Raw genomic sequence first — 15694 nt, forward strand, 5'->3', positions numbered from 1 at the left:
AGCTGATAGGACATGAGCCCATCCAAGAGCGCGATACCCACGGTATCGCTTTCCCTCCCGATCCGCAGACCAGGAGTCGTATGCGGTATTAGCTAACCTTTCGGCTAGTTATTCCCCACTCGAGGGTAGGTTACCCATGTATTCCTCACCCGTTCGCCGCTTTACAAACGTATTGCTACGTCTTCTCGCTCGACTTGCATGTATTAGGCCCGCCGCCAGCGTTCGTTCTGAGCCAGGATCAAACTCTCAAATAGGTGTTCTTAGAATTTGGACCAAGGGCCACCACTTCAATACACCTTACACCTTGCTCAACGTCCACTATTCAGTTGTCAAAGAACGATCACGTTCATCACGCGAGCCGCGCACTATACAACGTGCTGCGTCGCGTGTCAAGGGACCCGCTCGAAATAAATTCGGGTAGTTTCCCTTCGGCACCGCACCGTGACTCGCCGTCAGGCGCGGTCATCAGGCAGGAACACAAAACCAACGAACAGGTGGCAAGATAACAAGGTAGATCCCAAGAGTCAAGAGGCCCACCGATGTATTAATCGCACGGCAGTGTATAATCAAACGCCATGACAGACTTTCGCGATAGATTTTCAATCCGTCGACGCGCGCTGCTCAAAGCCATCGGTCTTGGAACCTTGGCAGGCAGCGTCGGCGGCTGCGATGCCGTTGGCGGTGTGTTCGGTCGCATGTTCGCCGTTCCTTCTCGTGACACCACGTATTTCACGCCAAACTCCAAATTCTACATAGTCAATTATGCTGATGGGGCCGTCTCCGCCTCGCGTGACCTGAACATCGAACAGTGGAAACTGAACATCAAAGGCTCGGTGAAGACGCCGATGTCGCTCGGCTGGCGCGATATTTTGAACCGCGATTCCTACGATCAAATCTCTACCTTGATGTGCATCGACACGCTGCCGGGGGGCGACAGTATCGGCACGGCGACGTGGCGCGGCATCTCGCTCAAGAAACTGCTGCTTGATTGCGGCGCCGACGCGGACACGGCGCGTGATGTTGTGTTCCGCGCCATCGACGGCTACGATGACAGTATCCCGTTCACCCGCGCGATGCAGGACGACGTCATGCTTGCGTTCCTGATGAATGGCGAGAAGCTCGCGAAGGAGCACGGGTTCCCGCTCAGGCTGATCGTGCCCGGCCTCTATGGCATCAAGAACGTGAAGTGGATCGTGGAAATTGAGGTCTATCCGGGGGACTACAAAGGCTACTGGCAGCGCAAAGGCTGGACCGATGACGGCACGATCAAAGTGTTCTCACGTATCGATTCACCAGGGCATTACCAAACATTGCGCGGACAAGAGCACACATTTCGAGGCATCGCCTTCGGCGGACCCAACAGCATCAGCAAAGTGGAATTGAGTTTTGATGCCGGACGCACCTGGAACGACTGTCAAATCGAGCCCCCCATGTCGCCCTATTCCTGGGTCATATGGAGCTACACGTGGCGGCCGCCAAAGCCCGGAAAGTTTCAGACCGTCGTCCGTGCAACCGACACAAAGGGACAACTCCAGATTGCCGAAATCGTCCGTCCCCAACCAGCCGGTGCCAGCGGGTATCACACGATTATTTCGGAAGTAACAGAACTCTAAAACACGTTACCGCTACCATCCTCGGTCATTAGCCACCTCAACGTTTTCACCACCTACGCTTCAGCGCCCAAACGCTTTGTGTATCGTAAGCCTTCCTTACTGACCTAAAATTGGAGTACCATGACGCCATTGGAGAACACTGATGGCTGATCCGCCGCTGTCAACTCCAGTTGCGCACGGTGATTACCGGCAGAGCGCACTCGAGATTTCGACGGTCCAATCCGCTGACGATGTGCTCAAGCAAGCCGACGCCCTTACGCGGCGCGACTCGCGCGCTGATTTGATGCAGGCGGCTCAGTACTATCTCTCTGCCGCGCATTTTCTCGAAACCCAAGATCCTCCTAAGTCGATACAAGCCTACCACAATGCCGGGCAGCAACTGCATTGGTTACAGCACTTCGCGCAAGCCGGACGGGCGTTTTCCAACGCCGGCCGAGTGGCGGAACGAGCGGCGGCGGCAATGTCTGCCGGGCCGGACCAACATCGGTTGCAGCATCTCGCCGTGCGGGCCTATTCGAGATCGAATAACTCTTTCGCCGAAGCGGGGGAGTTGGATGCGTCAGAAGCAGAATACCTGAACGAGCGAAACGCGCGACTCGTCTGGTCCAAAATGCAGGGCAAGCATCCGTTGGCACTCTCGACATGGAAGGCGACGAGCAATTTCGGGACGAGCGTTTCGCGCTGGGTAGCATGGATCGGCGGGGCGCTCGTAGGATTCAGCTTGCTGTACGAGTTGTTCTTCCGTTTGCATTGGTTCGAACCGATGGGTAACACAACACCTTCACCCTGGATTCCCTTGTGGTCCGGATTTTATTACACCATCAACGTTACCTCGTCACTGGCGCTTGTGGAATACCAACCGGTTCATCCCATCTGCCAAGCCGTGGTCATGCTCAACGTGATTGCCGGCTATCTCCTCCTCGGAATCGGCATCGGCATGGTGGGACGCATGATGCGAACCCATTAGTGCATCAGGCCAGTCGAAGGGAACAGCTCGGATTTCGTCGCGAAAGGAATGACGATGATCCCCGCCCGAACCCACTTCTTATTGGAGCAGTGAGTCCCGGGCGATCTGGTCCTTGCGGATCTCGTATTCTTTTTGATCGATCTTCCCAGCCTTGAAGTCTTGCTCCACCCGATCTTTCTGGCGCTTGAGGTGATACTCATAGCCACCCCCGGCCGCTCCGGCACCGACTACTCCGCCCAAGATGCCGCTCCCGACTGCACCTGAGCATCCCGTAAGCAGCACCAAACAAACGATGGCCACAGTTAGGTTCTTCATACAGACCTCCATGGAATCAACAGTCGGATCTCTTGCAGCTGCAAAAATCCAGACCTATCCATTTACGGACGTACGAGGTCGCTGCAACATCTCGAACACCAACAGCGATAGACCGATCGTAATGCAGACATCCGCCACATTGAAGATGCCGGTGCGCAGGTTGCCGATACCGAGATTCATGAAATCGATGACGCGCCCGTCGTGAAGCACACGATCCAGGAGGTTACCTATGCCTCCGCTCAGGACGAGACTCCAGGCAGCGGCCGAGAGTAGCGGCACCTGCTTGGCGACGAAGAGAAAGATCACCAACCCGGCAAGCCACAACGAGGGGAACACTTGAAACAGAATGACTCGCAACCCCTCGGACAACCCTGTGCCAAGGCTCAAGAAGGCCCCGGTATTCTCTGCATATTCCAGGCGAACGGTATCGTGGAACCAGGATCGCGGAGGTTCAGTGGACAAGTATTGTTGGGCCACATCTTTCGTGATCTGATCGCAGCCTGCACAGAGGATGAGCAACAGAAGAATCAACCAGCTTCGTGTGAACGGAGGCATGCTGCTATAGTTTACCCATGCATCGATGCTTTTGACAAAAATCGCTCCTTACACACCAGATTTCATCTGTTTCCGCCGCCAGCCCTCGAAGAGCTTCACCCCCTCCTCACGAAGGACGTCTGCCACTACGTCCACATTGCTGCGGCTGAGCTGATTCATCAGCGAGGAAGGAATGTGAATTTGACGGATGCCGGCTTTGTCGGCATCCTCGATTCGGCTGGCGTATACAATCCTCGTGATCTTCGCCCAGACACAGGCCGCGAAGCACATTGGGCACGGTTCGCAAGTGCTGTACATCGTTGCTGTGGGGAGTTCGAGCGACTTGATTTTACGGCCGGCTTCTCTGATCGCCTGAATTTCCGCATGAGCGGTCGTATCCATGCCGGATTTGGCGCTGTTGTGCGCGATCGCGACAACCTGCCCTCGGCTGACAAGACACGCGCCGAAGGGCATCTCTCCCTTCTCGACCCCCTGCCGGGCCGCTTGAAGAGCCAGCCGGATGAAATCCGCATCAGACATGGCGACTCGCTGCTGGATGTGGGGCTGATCCGGATACTTCCCGAAAGGACCTAAGGCTTCTGGAAATCTCGAAACCGTAGTTAGGACGACTTATCCTTGCGTGGCCGACCGACGGGCAACTTGCCACGTCTTTTGCCGAACCGCTTCCCCTTCTCGAGTTTCTTGAGCGTGGATAAAATCGCGGATTCGACGACACCGGTTAGCGTCAGCTTGGGGCTCCAATAGACGACGGTTCGCAACCGTTCCACCATATCGGCAGAAAGAGACAGTGTGACTCTTTCCTTACGTTTCCTGGTCTGCCGTTTTTGTTTCATGCCACGATCTCCTTCACGACTGGAGTAATCCTTGGAATCCGAACATATACTTGCATATCATGCCCTATCCCTTCGCGCAAGTACACTTTGCGGGCAATTGCCCAGCTGGCCATTTGAGACAGGAGGAAGTTACGTAAGCAGACTCTCTGCTCTTTGTCGATAAATCTCAATAGGTAGAGGAATGATCAGCGTGACTCGGATAGACGCGTCACGAAACAATCGGACGGAGAATGCGTTCATGCAATCTGCGAATGTCGGTCATGCCCTTCAACGAATCAAAATCCGATACCGAATCCACCGCCGCCGCCCATTCGCCCCCCCGAGCCTCCGAAGATTCCAAGCGAAAGACCCGGCCGAGGTCGAGCGTAGTTCGGAGATTGCTCCGTCCAGCTGTGCAAATGTTTCACGATCAGGACAGGGTACCGATACTCGACATCGTCAAGATGCTCGGTCTTTTCCCCGACCACCTCGCCAACAACCGTCATCTTCGTTCCGTTCACAATGGTCGCGGGATCCAAGAACTCTTGCTGGAGTGCGAGAAATCGGCCTTGTGACTGTTGGCGGTCAAAAATCGGTTTCTCTCCTTTATCAAGCGGTAATTGCAGGAATTCGATTTGGGTGCCGTCTTTCAGCCGCTTTGCATTTAACACTTCGCCACCCAGTACCAACACCTTCCCTTTATACGCGTGTGGAGCATCCACGACTTCACGAAACGTGACAGCTCTATCGACGAGAGGCTCCAGCGATTCAGGGATCACTCGCTGTGATGAACACCCAGCCATCAGAACGATGATCACCAGCCAGCACGGGTTGAGAGATTGCAGACGCATATCGACACTATAACGCGATGCCTAACCTGTTGCTACTTGTGAAAACCCTGAGTGTGACGACTAACCGTCTTTCCCCTCGTGCCGGCTTCAGTTATGATGCAGAATCAGGTGTGGTTTGCCGAGTTGTTGGCTGTGTTCCGTTCATAGAGGTGAACATGCGGAAATTCGTTCTGACCGTCATGCTGCTGGTCGCACCGTTTGGCCTTTCCTCTTGTGACAAGGCCTATATCGCCACCATGGAAAAGATGGGCTACGCCAAGCGCGACATTCTGAGCAGCCGCGTCAAATCGGCGCGCGACGCCCAAGAGGACGCCAAGAAAGACATTCAGAGCACCCTGGATCAGTTTGGGAAAGTGGTCTCTTACGAAGGTGGAGATCTGGAAGCGACGTATAAGAAGTTGAGCGGCGAACTAGAGACCAGTGAAGACAGCGCGAAGGCGGTCAGGAAGCGAATCGAGGATGTCGAAAGCGTGGCCGATGCTCTATTCTCCGAGTGGGAACAGGAGCTCAGCCAATACTCAAGCGCCGATCTACGCCGGAAGAGCCAAGCCAAACTGACCCAGACCAAGAGCCGCTACAAAGATATGCTGGCGGCCATGAAACGGGCTGAGCAGCGGATCGAACCGGTTCTCAGACCGTTGCGCGACCAAGTGCTTTACCTGAAACATAATCTGAACGCGCGTGCGCTTGCGGCTATCAAGGGCGAACTTATCAAGGTTGACGCGCAGGTCGATCAGCTGGTCAAAGACATGAACCGTTCCATCGCCGAAGCCGACAAGTTCATTCAATCGATGGAGAAGGAATCGGACTGATTGCTGGCGTGACGGAGGGCCACTATGCGTACCGACGGCCAACGCGAAAGCGACAACATTGAAGATCGCCGCGGCATGGGTCCGGCCCGTATCGGACGCACAGGTGGTCTCGGTATCGGCACCATCGTGCTGGCGCTTGCGGTCAGCTATTTTACGGGCGCCAATCCACTCACTATTCTCAACCTCCTCACCGGTGTTCAGAGTATGACCGAGGTCTCCGCGCCCTCGCAATCGGGACCGGTCGGCGCCCCGACCGACCAACTAGGCCGGTTTGCTTCCGTCGTGCTGGCCGATACCGAAACGACCTGGCGCACCCTCCTCGGTTCCCGTTACGAGGACCCGCGCATGGTCCTCTTCACCGGCGCCGTGCAGTCGGCATGCGGCACGTCCTCGTCCGCCGTCGGCCCATTCTACTGCCCCAATGATCAGCGAGTCTATTTGGACCTTGCCTTCTTCGACGAAATGGCGCATCGCTTGGGGGCCGCGGGCGACTTCGCTCAGGCCTATGTCATCGCCCATGAAGTCGGCCATCATGTGCAAAATCTCCTCGGTGTCGCAGAAAAAGTCCACCGTCTTCAGCGTCAGGTCTCCGAGGCAGAAGGAAATGCTCTGTCGGTTCGAATGGAGCTCCAGGCCGATTGTTACGCCGGAGTCTGGGGCCACCACGCCAAGCGGGAACGGAATTTGATCGAACCGGGAGATTTCGAGGATGGGCTACGCGCAGCCGCAGCCATTGGAGACGACCGTTTGCAAAAGATGTCACGGGGACACGTCCAACCGGAAAGCTGGACACATGGTTCTTCTGAGCAGCGGACGACGTGGCTTAGGCGCGGCCTTGAATCCGGCGATCCGTCCGTCTGCAACACATTTGAAGCCAAACGCCTATGAGCGACGCAGCGAGTAAATCTCAAGGAGGAGCCTTCGCTAAGGCGCTCGCAGCGATCCTGGCCAATCCTCCCTGGGCCGCCAAATCATTTCTTGCCGCCGGCGCAACGACTGTCGCCGGGTTTGGCGCTTGGTTGAACGATATGATGTCGCCGGCCCTTGCGCGTGGAGGAGCCTGCTTCATCGGAGGGTTTTTGATCGGGTGGGCACTTCGAAAAACCCTGATGATCGGGCTGTTGATCGCCGGTTCCTTGCTGGCGCTCATCGCTGCCCTCAAGACGACCGGCTGGATTCACGTGGAGTGGAGCTTGCTCCAAGCGGATGTCACCCGCAGTCTCGCCTGGGCGCAAGGGAAAGCCGAGAGCCTCAAAGAAGTGTTGACCGGTTACCTGCCCTCAGTCGGCGCCGGCGGGGTTGGAGCCTTGTTTGGATTTCGGAAGAAGTAGGTGGGTAATCCAGCTATTCCGACGCTGTCCCGTACGAAACCTTATTCCCCCTCGAGCGTACGATGATCAACCGGAAGTCAGTGCATCGGACTTATTCGTTCAGCGTTTCGTCACCGAGCGGACATCTAACATTCCCAGAAAGTGGCCCTCGATCGTCACTTGATCCCCGTCTTTGAGCAACACGGTTCCCATCTGACAGAGGGTCGCATAGCTGGCATCGACAACGCCGGTCTCATCCTCTACTGAAAAGGCCTGGATACACTTCTCCAATTTCGTCCTCTGGCCGATGAAGTGATTCATCCGGTAGTTCCGCACTGTGCCTTCCACCTGGACCACTTTCATCTTGTACGCTTCCGGATACGTGAACAATGAATTGATTTTTACCGGGTCGGCGGCCCATGCGGCAGATGCCAGCAGCCCTATAGTCAGCACCATCAGTCCTCTTGATCTCATCGTAGTCCTCATCGTGGGTTCTCCTGATCTTGAGGGTTGTCAGTTGACCGGAACCTGACGCAGCGATTGTCCCGTCGCAGCGCTGTAGGCCTCCGCCAGCGTGTGCACTTCCATCACCTGGATGGATCGCTCGGCTCCGGTGAAATTGAGATGGCTATTGTCCAATCCGTCCGGCACGATCATCACACTTTTTTTGAGATCCCGACAGGCACTCATCTTATCCACCAGCCGTCCGACGGGTCTGATCTCAGAATCCGGCTCGATGGTTCCCGACATGCACACGTCTTGGCGAATCGGATCGCCGAGCAGTGCCGAAGCGATGCCCACGGCAAAAATCCCGCCCGCGCTGGGTCCGTCCAGCCGGGTCGGAACCAGAATGCGCACACTCAGGTATCGAGGATCATATCCCACCGCCCTTGTGGCAACTGCGACAGCCGTATGAAAAGAGTGGACAGATGCAGGAAGCAGGTTCGAATCGCCCAGAATCTCCGGCCCCTTTCCGTCGGCTTTGTATGCAACCGTGAGTTGCGCCACCAATCCTGCCCAAGAGCCGGTAATGAAACCGACCTTGTCCTGCCCGATGCTCAAGAGAGGTAACGGCAGAGATACTTCGGAGAACGGCAATGGTTTCCTACTGGGGAGCTGCCGTGACGGGTCGAGGGAGACAGTTCCGGATAGAGATGGCTGAAGGGCGTCCGACGGCGAAGGCTTTGGACTTGGGGAAATTTTGAGCGGTGAATAGTTTTTTGGCTCACCAAGTTGCCGGCAACCCGGCGACCCACGGTCAGTATAAAGGTCCGTCTGCCCCTGGCGTGGGCAGACCCAGGTTTCAGCCCATCCTGGATGCTCAAGCGTTTGTATCCCTTCCAACATGCACAGCACCACCCACAATACAAACCAGTGATGCGGGGGCAGCGGTTTCAAGAGGTCGCGGAACGTGCCCGGCCGGCTTCTCATAGCGGTGCCTGAAGCCTAGCTCCGAGAATGACATTCGTCAAAACAAAGGAATTATTCTGTGGAGGATGTATGAAGAATATGAGAGTACATCAACCCGGCAACGCCTGATACCACCCGTTGGCCTGGACGAGAGTCATTCTACTATCGAAAAGCCCGCTGACTCGATCATCCGTAAGTAATGTGGATTTGTGGCCATCTGCGATGATCTTCCCTGCCTTCAGGAAAACCACACGGCCAATCTCAGGGGGAATTTCATGCAGATGGTGAGTCACGAGCAGAACCGTCTTTCCTTTTGCGATCAGAGCGCGCAACAGATCAAGATACTGAAAGCAGGCCTTGAGATCGAGGCCGCTCGTCGGCTCGTCCAGCACCAGCACCGACGGGTCATGCACCAGCGCCCTCCCGAGCAGAAACCGCCTTTGCTCACCGGTGGACAGATGGCCGAACCGTCGTCCGGCCAAGTGCGCAATACCCAACTCCTGCATCAGTTCATGTGCCCTCGCGACGTTTGCTTCGCCGAACTCTTGATACTCATAGGTATCGTTGCTTGCATAGAAGCCAGAGAGGATGACGTTCACTCCCTCGGCACAGATCAGATAGTCTCGTTGAAGATCGTGCGAGACAATGCCGATTTGTTTCCGCACATCCCACACATTCCAGCGCTCTTCACCGAACAGCACAAGACGTGTTTCGTCCTTCGGCATCGCGTGGACTTCGCCCAATAATAACTTGAGTAGCGTCGATTTCCCCGCTCCGTTGGGTCCCACGATGGCCACATGTTCTCCGGCATGCAGCGCAAAGGAGAAATCCGAAAAGACGTAGGTCTCGCCTCGATAGACTGTGGCATGTAGAATATCGAGTATTGGGGGAAGGTCGGCTGAACCGTGAATCTTTTTGGATAGATCGCCGACCGGCCGGCCAACGGATTGACCGGCGCGGCGAGCCCGCTCAAGGCCGGTGCGCGCCAACCCATCGACTCGTTCATTCTCTGGATGACCGTTGTGCCCCCTGACCCAGTGCCATTCGAGCGTATGGTCTGTAGCCAAGTTATCGAGACGTCGCCATAAATCCTCGTTCTTCACCGGTTCTTTACCGGCAGTCTTCCATCCTTTCCGTTTCCAGTTGTGGATCCATTCGCTGATGCCCTTTTGAACATACTGCGAATCGGTATAGACCCGGGCCGTCACCGGCGAGGTGAACGATTCCAAGGCCTCGATAACCGCGAGCAACTCCATGCGGTTGTTCGTCGTCGCCGGCTCTCCACCGCACAATTCTGTTTCCTGATCGCCATCCCGCAACAACACACCCCATCCCCCAGGCCCAGGATTCCCGCTGCACGCGCCATCTGTATAGATTTCGAGCATTCAGTTCTTCCTTGGTTAATTCGCATCCGGATTGTACTACGATGTTTTCCATCCGAACCATGCCTGTCATGACACATTCCCCACCATGCCACGTGACTCGATCGAAACACTTCAGTACAATAAGGCGTTAGTCGAATGTGGTCTCTTGGAGCGAGTCATACCCTGCGAACCCTTTTCCTTATCGGCACAGGGGGCTTCATCGGCTCAATTCTCCGCTACCTTCTGAGCGGGTACGTTCAACAACTGAGCAACAGCATCCAATTCCCATTCGGCACCCTTGCCGTTAATATCGTCGGGTGTGCAATGATCGGCTTTCTCGCCGAGCTCGCCGATCATCGTGGTGTCATCTCAGGAGAAGCACGGGCCTTTCTCATGGTCGGTCTGCTCGGCGGATTTACCACCTTCTCGGCCTTCGGCAACGAAACGATGAACCTGCTGCGCGACGGAGAACTGTGGTTAGCCGGAGGAAATGTCATCGGCCATACGGTCCTGGGTCTTATCGCGGTATGGGCCGGCTACTCCACGGCTTATCTTCTCTGGAGATGATCGATGCGTGTTGAAAGCGGCTGCCTTCTCAGGATCTTTTCCGGAGAACGGGACAAACACAATGGGCGACCGCTCTATGAATGGATCGTCGCTCAGGCCCATGCGCGGCAACTCGCCGGAGCCACAGTTCACCGCGGGCTCATGGGATTCGGACCCCACACTCGCGTGATTCATACATTCAAGATCGAGCGTCTGGCTGAAGATCTCCCCATCACCGTTGAAATAATTGATTCGCGCGACAAGATAGACGAGTTTCTCGCCTTCCTCGAACAGCAGGTCGTCTCAGACCTGCTCGCCACCCTCCAGCCGATTGCGATCTGCGTTCTTGAGCAACCTGCGTCATCGTAGCGGCTCCGCATCCCGCACAGCCTTCCTCGTGGAAACGAATCATCTGAGCGGGTGATTCCTACGCCTCGGCAGGATCGGAGTTGATTTTCGCAGCTGGAGTCTTGTTCGTGGAAACAGGGGATTTCTTCAATGAGCCTGCGATCTTGGGGGTCTTCGTCGTCACATCGGCATTTTGGGCGCGATGCAGCAGCGCGTGATCCATCAGGACGAGAGCCATCATGGCTTCGGCAATTGGCGTCGCGCGGATGCCGACACAAGGATCATGGCGGCCGTTGGTCTCGACCGTCACTGGATTTCCGTGCTTATCGATGGACCGGCGCGGGATACGGATACTCGATGTCGGCTTGATCCCGATCGTCACGACAATATCCTGCCCCGTGGCAATGCCACCCAGAATACCGCCGGCATGATTCGTCACGAATCCCTCCGGCGTGAGTTCGTCACCATGTTCAGACCCACGTTGGGCAACCGAGGCAAAGCCCGCCCCGATCTCAACCGCCTTGACTGCATTGATGCCCATCATCGCCGCAGCTAAATCGGCATCCAATTTCGCGTAGACCGGCGCGCCCCATCCAACCGGCACATGCTCAGCTACGGTCGTGATCCGTGCCCCCACTGAATCGCCAGCTTTCCGCAGCTCATCCATGAACAATTCCAGCGTGGGCACCAAATCCGGATCGGCGGAGAAAAATGGATTCTGCCCCACGACGTTCCAATCTTTGAACGACAATTCATGAGGCCCCAGCTGGCTCAGATATCCCCGAATCACCACACCATGCTTCTCGTTGAGCCACTTCCTGGCAATCGCAGCCGCGGCGACGCGAACGGCTGTCTCTCGGGCCGACGCGCGTCCCCCTCCTCGATAATCGCGAATGCCGTATTTCTGCCAGTAGGTGTAGTCCGCATGTCCGGGACGGAAGGTATCGATCAGATTCCCGTAATCGCGGCTCCGCGCGTCTTCATTGCGAATGAGCAGCGCAATGGGAACTCCGGTGGTTTGGCCTTCAAACACTCCGGACAGGATCTCCACGCGATCCGATTCCTGGCGTTGGGTCACATGCCGGGAGGTACCGGGCTTCCGGCGGTCGAGATCCTTCTGAATATCTTCCGAGGAAAGCGCGAGACCAGGCGGGCAGCCATCAACCACACACCCAATTGCCGGCCCATGGCTCTCACCGAAGGAGGTGACGGTGAAGATTCTGCCAAACGTATTGCCAGCCATAGGGATCTACTCCACGAGATCCAGCTTAATCCGCAACTCCTTCAATTGCTCCGGGCCGACGGTGGACGGCGCATCGGTCAGCGGACATTGCGCCTTCTGGGTCTTGGGGAACGCGATGACATCGCGGATCGAATCGGCATGGCCGAGCAGCATGACCAATCGATCCAATCCGAAAGCGATCCCGCCGTGGGGCGGCGCGCCGAAGTCGAGCGCTTCCAGCAGGAACCCGAATTTAGCCTGTGCTTGCTCCTTGCTGATGCCTAAGAGATCGAGGATTCGAAGCTGCACCTCGCTTCGGTGGTTGCGGATACTGCCGCCGCCGATTTCACTCCCGTTGAGCACCATGTCATACGCCTTGGCCCTGACTTTCAACGGCTCCGAGTCCAACAGTTTCAAGTCTTCGTCCATCGGCGCAGCGAAGGGATTATGCATGAAGACATAGCGCTTTTCCTCCGGCGAGTAATCCAGCAGTGGAAATTCGGTGACCCACAGCGGCTTCCAGGCAGTCTTGTCGATCACATTGAGTTCTTCACCCAGCAGCAAACGGATACGACCCAGCACGTCGTGCACGACCGCCGGCTTATCGGCACCGAACAGCACGAGATCCCCGGGCTTGGCATCGGGCAACGCGGCGGCAAAGGCCTTCGCATCCAGGAATTTTGCAATGACTGATTCGAGCTGACCTTCGGCAGTAAGCTTGAGCCAGGCCAAGCCCTTGGCGCCGAAGCTCTTCGCCGTTTCGCCCAGCGCATCGATTCGTGTGCGCGAAAGCGACGCTCCGCCCTTCACGATCAACGCCTTGACGATACCGCCCTTCGCCGCCGCATCTTTAAAGACTTTAAACTCGCTCGACGCGCCAAACGCCGTCACATCGTGAAGCGGCATGTCGAACCGGAGATCCGGTTTATCTGAACCATAGCGGCCCATGGCTTCCGCATAGGTCACCCGTGGAAAGGGCGCCGGCAGCTCCACACCGCCGGCTTCACGGAACACAGTCACGATCATCTGTTCCATCAAACTCATGACATCCGACCGATCCACGAACGACATTTCCAAGTCGATCTGGGTGAACTCCGGCTGCCGGTCGTTGCGGAGATCTTCATCGCGGAAGCAGCGCGCAATCTGATAATACCGATCGACCCCGCTCACCATCAGGACTTGTTTGAACAATTGCGGCGATTGCGGCAAGGCAAAGAACTGCCCGGGATTGACCCGGCTCGGCACCAAGTAATCCCTGGCTCCTTCCGGCGTGCTTTTCGTCAGGATCGGGGTCTCAATCTCCAGGAACGCTTCCGCATTCAAGAAGCCTCTCGTCGCCTGCATGATCCGATGCCGCAGGCTCAAGAGCTGCTGCATTCTCGGACGGCGAAGATCCAGGTAGCGATACTTCAGGCGGATGGCTTCCGTCACTTCCGCCTCGTCTTCAATCAAGAATGGCGGCGTCTTTGCCTCATTCAGAATGTCCACCTCATCCACAAAAACTTCGATCTCCCCCGTCGCGAGATTGGGATTCTTCGACTCATCCGGCCGCGCCATGACTGTGCCGGTGACCGACACGACACACTCGCTGCGGAGTAAGTGTGCCGCCTGGTGGACCTTGAGATTTCGTTCGGCGTTGAACACGACCTGTGTTAGGCCCGTCCGGTCGCGAAGGTCGATGAAGATGACCATGCCGTGGTCGCGCCGCCGCTGAACCCAACCGTTCAAGACGACAATTTGGCTCACGTGTTTCTTGTTCAACTCGCCGCAACGGTGTGTGCGATTCTTCATACAGCCTGCACCTTCTTCGCTGATACCTTCTTCGTTTTGTCCGGTTTGGCCCATCCAGCCTGTCTCGCCGGTCGTTTCGATCTGAACACCTGCTCGTCTCCCCGTTCAACAGCCTCTCGTCGCTCTTCAACCAGTTCCCGCAAGGCATTCGCTTCCCGATCGCTCAAAAACCGGAATTCGCCAGGCGCAAGATCCCCAAGAGACAGTGGCCCCATCCGAACCCGCATCAACTTGAGCACCGGATGCCCGACAGCTTCCAGCATGCGTTTGATCTGATGTTTACGCCCTTCGCGGATGGTGATTTCCAACCACGAGTTTTGCTCAGCCTTCTTCACCTTCTTCACGTACGCCGGACCAGTCATCCCATCTTCAAGACGGATCCCTCGTTCCAACTTCTTGATCTCTTCATCCGTTAAAATCTTTTTGACCTTAATCAAGTAGGTCTTAGGCACATGGTACCGAGGATGCAGTAACGCCTGGGCCAGGTCGCCGTTGTTCGTCAGGAGCATCAATCCTTCACTATCGAAATCGAGCCGTCCGACCGGGAACACCCGAACATACACACCCCGCAAGAAGTCCTTCACCGTCGTCCGTCCGCCCGGATCGTCCAATGTGGACATCACATTCTTGGGTTTATGCAGAATCAGATACACGAACGGCTGCGCCGAATTCAGGTGCTTCCCGTCCACCTTCACGTGATCACGCGCTGGATCGACCTTCGTCCCAAGCTCAGTGACGACCTTCCCGTTCACCGACACCCGGCCGGCGGCGATCAACAGCTCCGCCTTTCGGCGCGACGAAAGCCCTGTGCCTGCAATGATTTTTTGGAGACGCACTTCCATTTCGTTAACTTTAATCTTTAATAGCGAATCGTGAACTGCAAAATGCAAGAGTATCTTATGACTGTAGTGCCTCCTGAAATCAAGCCACCTGAGCCGTTTGTTGAGCCTTGCATTGAACCGGGCTACGGTATCCGAGCACTTGATGCGGCCGCTCGTGGTTGTACCACTTCAGCTAGAGAGGGCTCCGGAAATTTGGACAGTGTGCTAAGTGGTCGCCTGCCCTCTTGACGTTGGCTCCGTTTCAAGACAACTCTTAACCAAAGGAGAGGGCTTCTTCAACGTTCTGTTCTACATGACTTTGGGCAATAAACTCGCTCAGGGTCAGGTGTCCGAGTGAGCTATGGAGGCGGGGCTGCAAATCCATACTAAAATCGACCGTGATCGAACGCGGCCCCGACTCATCCCCCAAGATCCGATCGAGCACCTGCCCCACCTTCTCATCAGACACGCGAAGCCCTGCCTCTAGCTCGGACTGGAACGACTCCAGTGATCGACGACGATCAGGATCCGATAGGGCCGCCTTTCACCCAAGGTATCATGCACGAAATCCATACTCCAGCGTTTCTGTGGACCGGTGGGCATTGGAGCTGGTCTCCGATGCGGCGAGATATGTTTGTGCCTCCGCAGTTCGCTCACGCCAGATACGTGTACTTCTTCTTCGAACCCAAAAGGCTGCTCGGCGATTCCGAGTTACCGGCAGAGATCGCTGGCGAGAGGCCTGCTCTCGGCTTGGCGGAGAGCACAGACAATCTGCTCATCGGAGAACCTTGACCGCCTCATGAATACACTCCTTATCATCGAGGACCGCCGAAGCCACCTTTTACTCTAGTTTTGAACTGCCGTTATATTAAGAGTAAACTTCAGAGCGGTATCCCGTGCAAAGTCAGGTCGCATGATGACCACAGCCGGAGCGATCAGCGCCATGACCGCTTTTAC

19 protein-coding genes, 1 rRNA gene and 1 pseudogene (1 of these 21 cut by a window edge) are annotated in these 15694 nt (G+C 56.2%); 7 read left to right on the forward strand and 14 right to left on the reverse strand.

Annotated features, from left to right (window positions below; genetic code table 11):
* Positions 1–260, reverse strand: a 16S ribosomal RNA gene (locus H8K03_04665) (it extends 1287 nt beyond the left edge of the window).
* A gap of 315 nt (positions 261–575) precedes the next feature.
* Between H8K03_04665 and H8K03_04670 the strand changes: the two genes are divergently transcribed.
* Together H8K03_04670 and H8K03_04675 are read left to right on the forward strand one after the other, a co-directional pair.
* The gene (locus tag H8K03_04670) at positions 576–1613 is read left to right on the forward strand and encodes a molybdopterin-dependent oxidoreductase (GenBank protein UVT21211.1); all 1038 of its coding nucleotides are present in this window, start codon (positions 576–578) and stop codon (positions 1611–1613) included.
* A 142-nt stretch (positions 1614–1755) separates the two neighbouring features.
* Positions 1756–2580 carry a hypothetical protein gene (locus H8K03_04675; protein ID UVT21212.1) on the forward strand — a complete coding sequence of 275 codons (825 nt, stop codon included), beginning with the start codon at positions 1756–1758 and terminating at the stop codon, positions 2578–2580.
* A 78-nt stretch (positions 2581–2658) separates the two neighbouring features.
* Here the strand turns inward: H8K03_04675 and H8K03_04680 are convergent, their stop codons facing one another.
* From H8K03_04680 to H8K03_04700, 5 genes are all read right to left on the reverse strand, one after another.
* A complete protein-coding gene (locus H8K03_04680) occupies positions 2659–2895 on the reverse strand; it encodes a hypothetical protein (GenBank protein UVT21213.1) in 237 nt (78 codons plus the stop codon).
* A 54-nt stretch (positions 2896–2949) separates the two neighbouring features.
* Positions 2950–3450 carry a signal peptidase II gene (gene lspA, locus H8K03_04685; GenBank protein UVT21214.1) on the reverse strand — a complete coding sequence of 167 codons (501 nt, stop codon included), beginning with the start codon at positions 3448–3450 and terminating at the stop codon, positions 2950–2952.
* 48 nt (positions 3451–3498) lie between these two features.
* Entirely contained in the window at positions 3499–3969 is a 471-nt protein-coding gene (locus H8K03_04690; GenBank protein UVT21215.1) for a nucleoside deaminase, read from the reverse strand.
* Positions 3970–4049: 80 nt separating this feature from the next.
* Entirely contained in the window at positions 4050–4283 is a 234-nt protein-coding gene (locus H8K03_04695) for a hypothetical protein (protein UVT21216.1), read from the reverse strand.
* A gap of 275 nt (positions 4284–4558) precedes the next feature.
* Positions 4559–5113: a Slp family lipoprotein gene (locus H8K03_04700; GenBank protein UVT21217.1), complete on the reverse strand. Its 555-nt coding sequence runs from the start codon at positions 5111–5113 to the stop codon at positions 4559–4561.
* A gap of 155 nt (positions 5114–5268) precedes the next feature.
* On the opposite strand from H8K03_04700, the gene H8K03_04705 reads away from it, so the two are divergent.
* The 3 genes from H8K03_04705 to H8K03_04715 are packed head-to-tail and all read left to right on the forward strand — an operon-like array spanning position 5269 to position 7256.
* A complete protein-coding gene (locus H8K03_04705; protein ID UVT21218.1) occupies positions 5269–5925 on the forward strand; it encodes a DUF2959 domain-containing protein in 657 nt (218 codons plus the stop codon).
* Between the two features lie 24 nt (positions 5926–5949).
* On the forward strand, positions 5950–6813 hold the full coding sequence (locus H8K03_04710; GenBank protein UVT21219.1) for a neutral zinc metallopeptidase: 864 nt from the start codon (positions 5950–5952) through the stop codon (positions 6811–6813).
* A complete protein-coding gene (locus H8K03_04715) occupies positions 6810–7256 on the forward strand; it encodes an FUN14 domain-containing protein (GenBank protein ID UVT21220.1) in 447 nt (148 codons plus the stop codon). The genes H8K03_04710 and H8K03_04715 overlap by 4 nt, the downstream gene beginning before the upstream one ends.
* 99 nt (positions 7257–7355) lie before the next feature.
* On the opposite strand, the gene H8K03_04720 is transcribed toward H8K03_04715, so the two are convergent.
* From H8K03_04720 to rnhA, 4 genes and pseudogenes are all read right to left on the reverse strand, one after another.
* Entirely contained in the window at positions 7356–7709 is a 354-nt protein-coding gene (locus tag H8K03_04720; protein UVT21221.1) for a hypothetical protein, read from the reverse strand.
* A 39-nt stretch (positions 7710–7748) separates the two neighbouring features.
* Positions 7749–8666 (reverse strand): hypothetical protein, encoded by a 918-nt coding sequence (locus H8K03_04725; GenBank protein ID UVT21222.1) that lies wholly within the window; start codon positions 8664–8666, stop codon positions 7749–7751.
* 89 nt (positions 8667–8755) lie between these two features.
* Positions 8756–9556 (reverse strand): ATP-binding cassette domain-containing protein, encoded by an 801-nt coding sequence (locus H8K03_04730; protein ID UVT22374.1) that lies wholly within the window; start codon positions 9554–9556, stop codon positions 8756–8758.
* Positions 9557–9586: 30 nt separating this feature from the next.
* Positions 9587–10030, reverse strand: a pseudogene (gene rnhA / locus H8K03_04735) (ribonuclease HI).
* A 135-nt stretch (positions 10031–10165) separates the two neighbouring features.
* Between rnhA and crcB the strand changes: the two are divergent.
* Both crcB and H8K03_04745 read left to right on the forward strand, forming a co-directional pair.
* Positions 10166–10576 (forward strand): fluoride efflux transporter CrcB, encoded by a 411-nt coding sequence (gene crcB, locus H8K03_04740; protein ID UVT21223.1) that lies wholly within the window; start codon positions 10166–10168, stop codon positions 10574–10576.
* A 3-nt stretch (positions 10577–10579) separates the two neighbouring features.
* Entirely contained in the window at positions 10580–10924 is a 345-nt protein-coding gene (locus tag H8K03_04745) for a DUF190 domain-containing protein (protein ID UVT21224.1), read from the forward strand.
* A gap of 58 nt (positions 10925–10982) precedes the next feature.
* On the opposite strand, the gene aroC is transcribed toward H8K03_04745, so the two are convergent.
* From aroC to H8K03_04765, 4 genes are all read right to left on the reverse strand, one after another.
* On the reverse strand, positions 10983–12146 hold the full coding sequence (gene aroC, locus H8K03_04750) for a chorismate synthase (protein UVT21225.1): 1164 nt from the start codon (positions 12144–12146) through the stop codon (positions 10983–10985).
* A gap of 6 nt (positions 12147–12152) precedes the next feature.
* Positions 12153–13916 (reverse strand): aspartate--tRNA ligase, encoded by a 1764-nt coding sequence (aspS, locus tag H8K03_04755; protein ID UVT21226.1) that lies wholly within the window; start codon positions 13914–13916, stop codon positions 12153–12155.
* Positions 13913–14758 (reverse strand): rRNA pseudouridine synthase, encoded by an 846-nt coding sequence (locus H8K03_04760; protein UVT21227.1) that lies wholly within the window; start codon positions 14756–14758, stop codon positions 13913–13915. The genes aspS and H8K03_04760 overlap by 4 nt, the downstream gene beginning before the upstream one ends.
* A 253-nt stretch (positions 14759–15011) precedes the next feature.
* Positions 15012–15206 (reverse strand): hypothetical protein, encoded by a 195-nt coding sequence (locus tag H8K03_04765; GenBank protein UVT21228.1) that lies wholly within the window; start codon positions 15204–15206, stop codon positions 15012–15014.
* Positions 15207–15694 lie beyond the last annotated feature (488 nt).

Source organism: Nitrospira sp. (assembly GCA_024760545.1).
GTDB lineage: Bacteria > Nitrospirota > Nitrospiria > Nitrospirales > Nitrospiraceae > Nitrospira_D.

What these genes read in the sequence shown, in the direction of transcription:
- H8K03_04670 (UVT21211.1), top strand. Translation starts at nt 576, where the DNA reads ATGACAGACTTTCGCGATAGATTTTCAATCCGTCGACGCGCGCTGCTC.
- H8K03_04675 (UVT21212.1), top strand. Translation starts at nt 1,756, where the DNA reads ATGGCTGATCCGCCGCTGTCAACTCCAGTTGCGCACGGTGATTACCGG.
- H8K03_04680 (UVT21213.1), bottom strand. Translation starts at nt 2,895, where the DNA reads ATGAAGAACCTAACTGTGGCCATCGTTTGTTTGGTGCTGCTTACGGGA.
- lspA (UVT21214.1), bottom strand. Translation starts at nt 3,450, where the DNA reads ATGCCTCCGTTCACACGAAGCTGGTTGATTCTTCTGTTGCTCATCCTC.
- H8K03_04690 (UVT21215.1), bottom strand. Translation starts at nt 3,969, where the DNA reads ATGTCTGATGCGGATTTCATCCGGCTGGCTCTTCAAGCGGCCCGGCAG.
- H8K03_04695 (UVT21216.1), bottom strand. Translation starts at nt 4,283, where the DNA reads ATGAAACAAAAACGGCAGACCAGGAAACGTAAGGAAAGAGTCACACTG.
- H8K03_04700 (UVT21217.1), bottom strand. Translation starts at nt 5,113, where the DNA reads ATGCGTCTGCAATCTCTCAACCCGTGCTGGCTGGTGATCATCGTTCTG.
- H8K03_04705 (UVT21218.1), top strand. Translation starts at nt 5,269, where the DNA reads ATGCGGAAATTCGTTCTGACCGTCATGCTGCTGGTCGCACCGTTTGGC.
- H8K03_04710 (UVT21219.1), top strand. Translation starts at nt 5,950, where the DNA reads ATGCGTACCGACGGCCAACGCGAAAGCGACAACATTGAAGATCGCCGC.
- H8K03_04715 (UVT21220.1), top strand. Translation starts at nt 6,810, where the DNA reads ATGAGCGACGCAGCGAGTAAATCTCAAGGAGGAGCCTTCGCTAAGGCG.
- H8K03_04720 (UVT21221.1), bottom strand. Translation starts at nt 7,709, where the DNA reads ATGAGATCAAGAGGACTGATGGTGCTGACTATAGGGCTGCTGGCATCT.
- H8K03_04725 (UVT21222.1), bottom strand. Translation starts at nt 8,666, where the DNA reads ATGAGAAGCCGGCCGGGCACGTTCCGCGACCTCTTGAAACCGCTGCCC.
- crcB (UVT21223.1), top strand. Translation starts at nt 10,166, where the DNA reads ATGTGGTCTCTTGGAGCGAGTCATACCCTGCGAACCCTTTTCCTTATC.
- H8K03_04745 (UVT21224.1), top strand. Translation starts at nt 10,580, where the DNA reads ATGCGTGTTGAAAGCGGCTGCCTTCTCAGGATCTTTTCCGGAGAACGG.
- aroC (UVT21225.1), bottom strand. Translation starts at nt 12,146, where the DNA reads ATGGCTGGCAATACGTTTGGCAGAATCTTCACCGTCACCTCCTTCGGT.
- aspS (UVT21226.1), bottom strand. Translation starts at nt 13,916, where the DNA reads ATGAAGAATCGCACACACCGTTGCGGCGAGTTGAACAAGAAACACGTG.
- H8K03_04760 (UVT21227.1), bottom strand. Translation starts at nt 14,758, where the DNA reads ATGGAAGTGCGTCTCCAAAAAATCATTGCAGGCACAGGGCTTTCGTCG.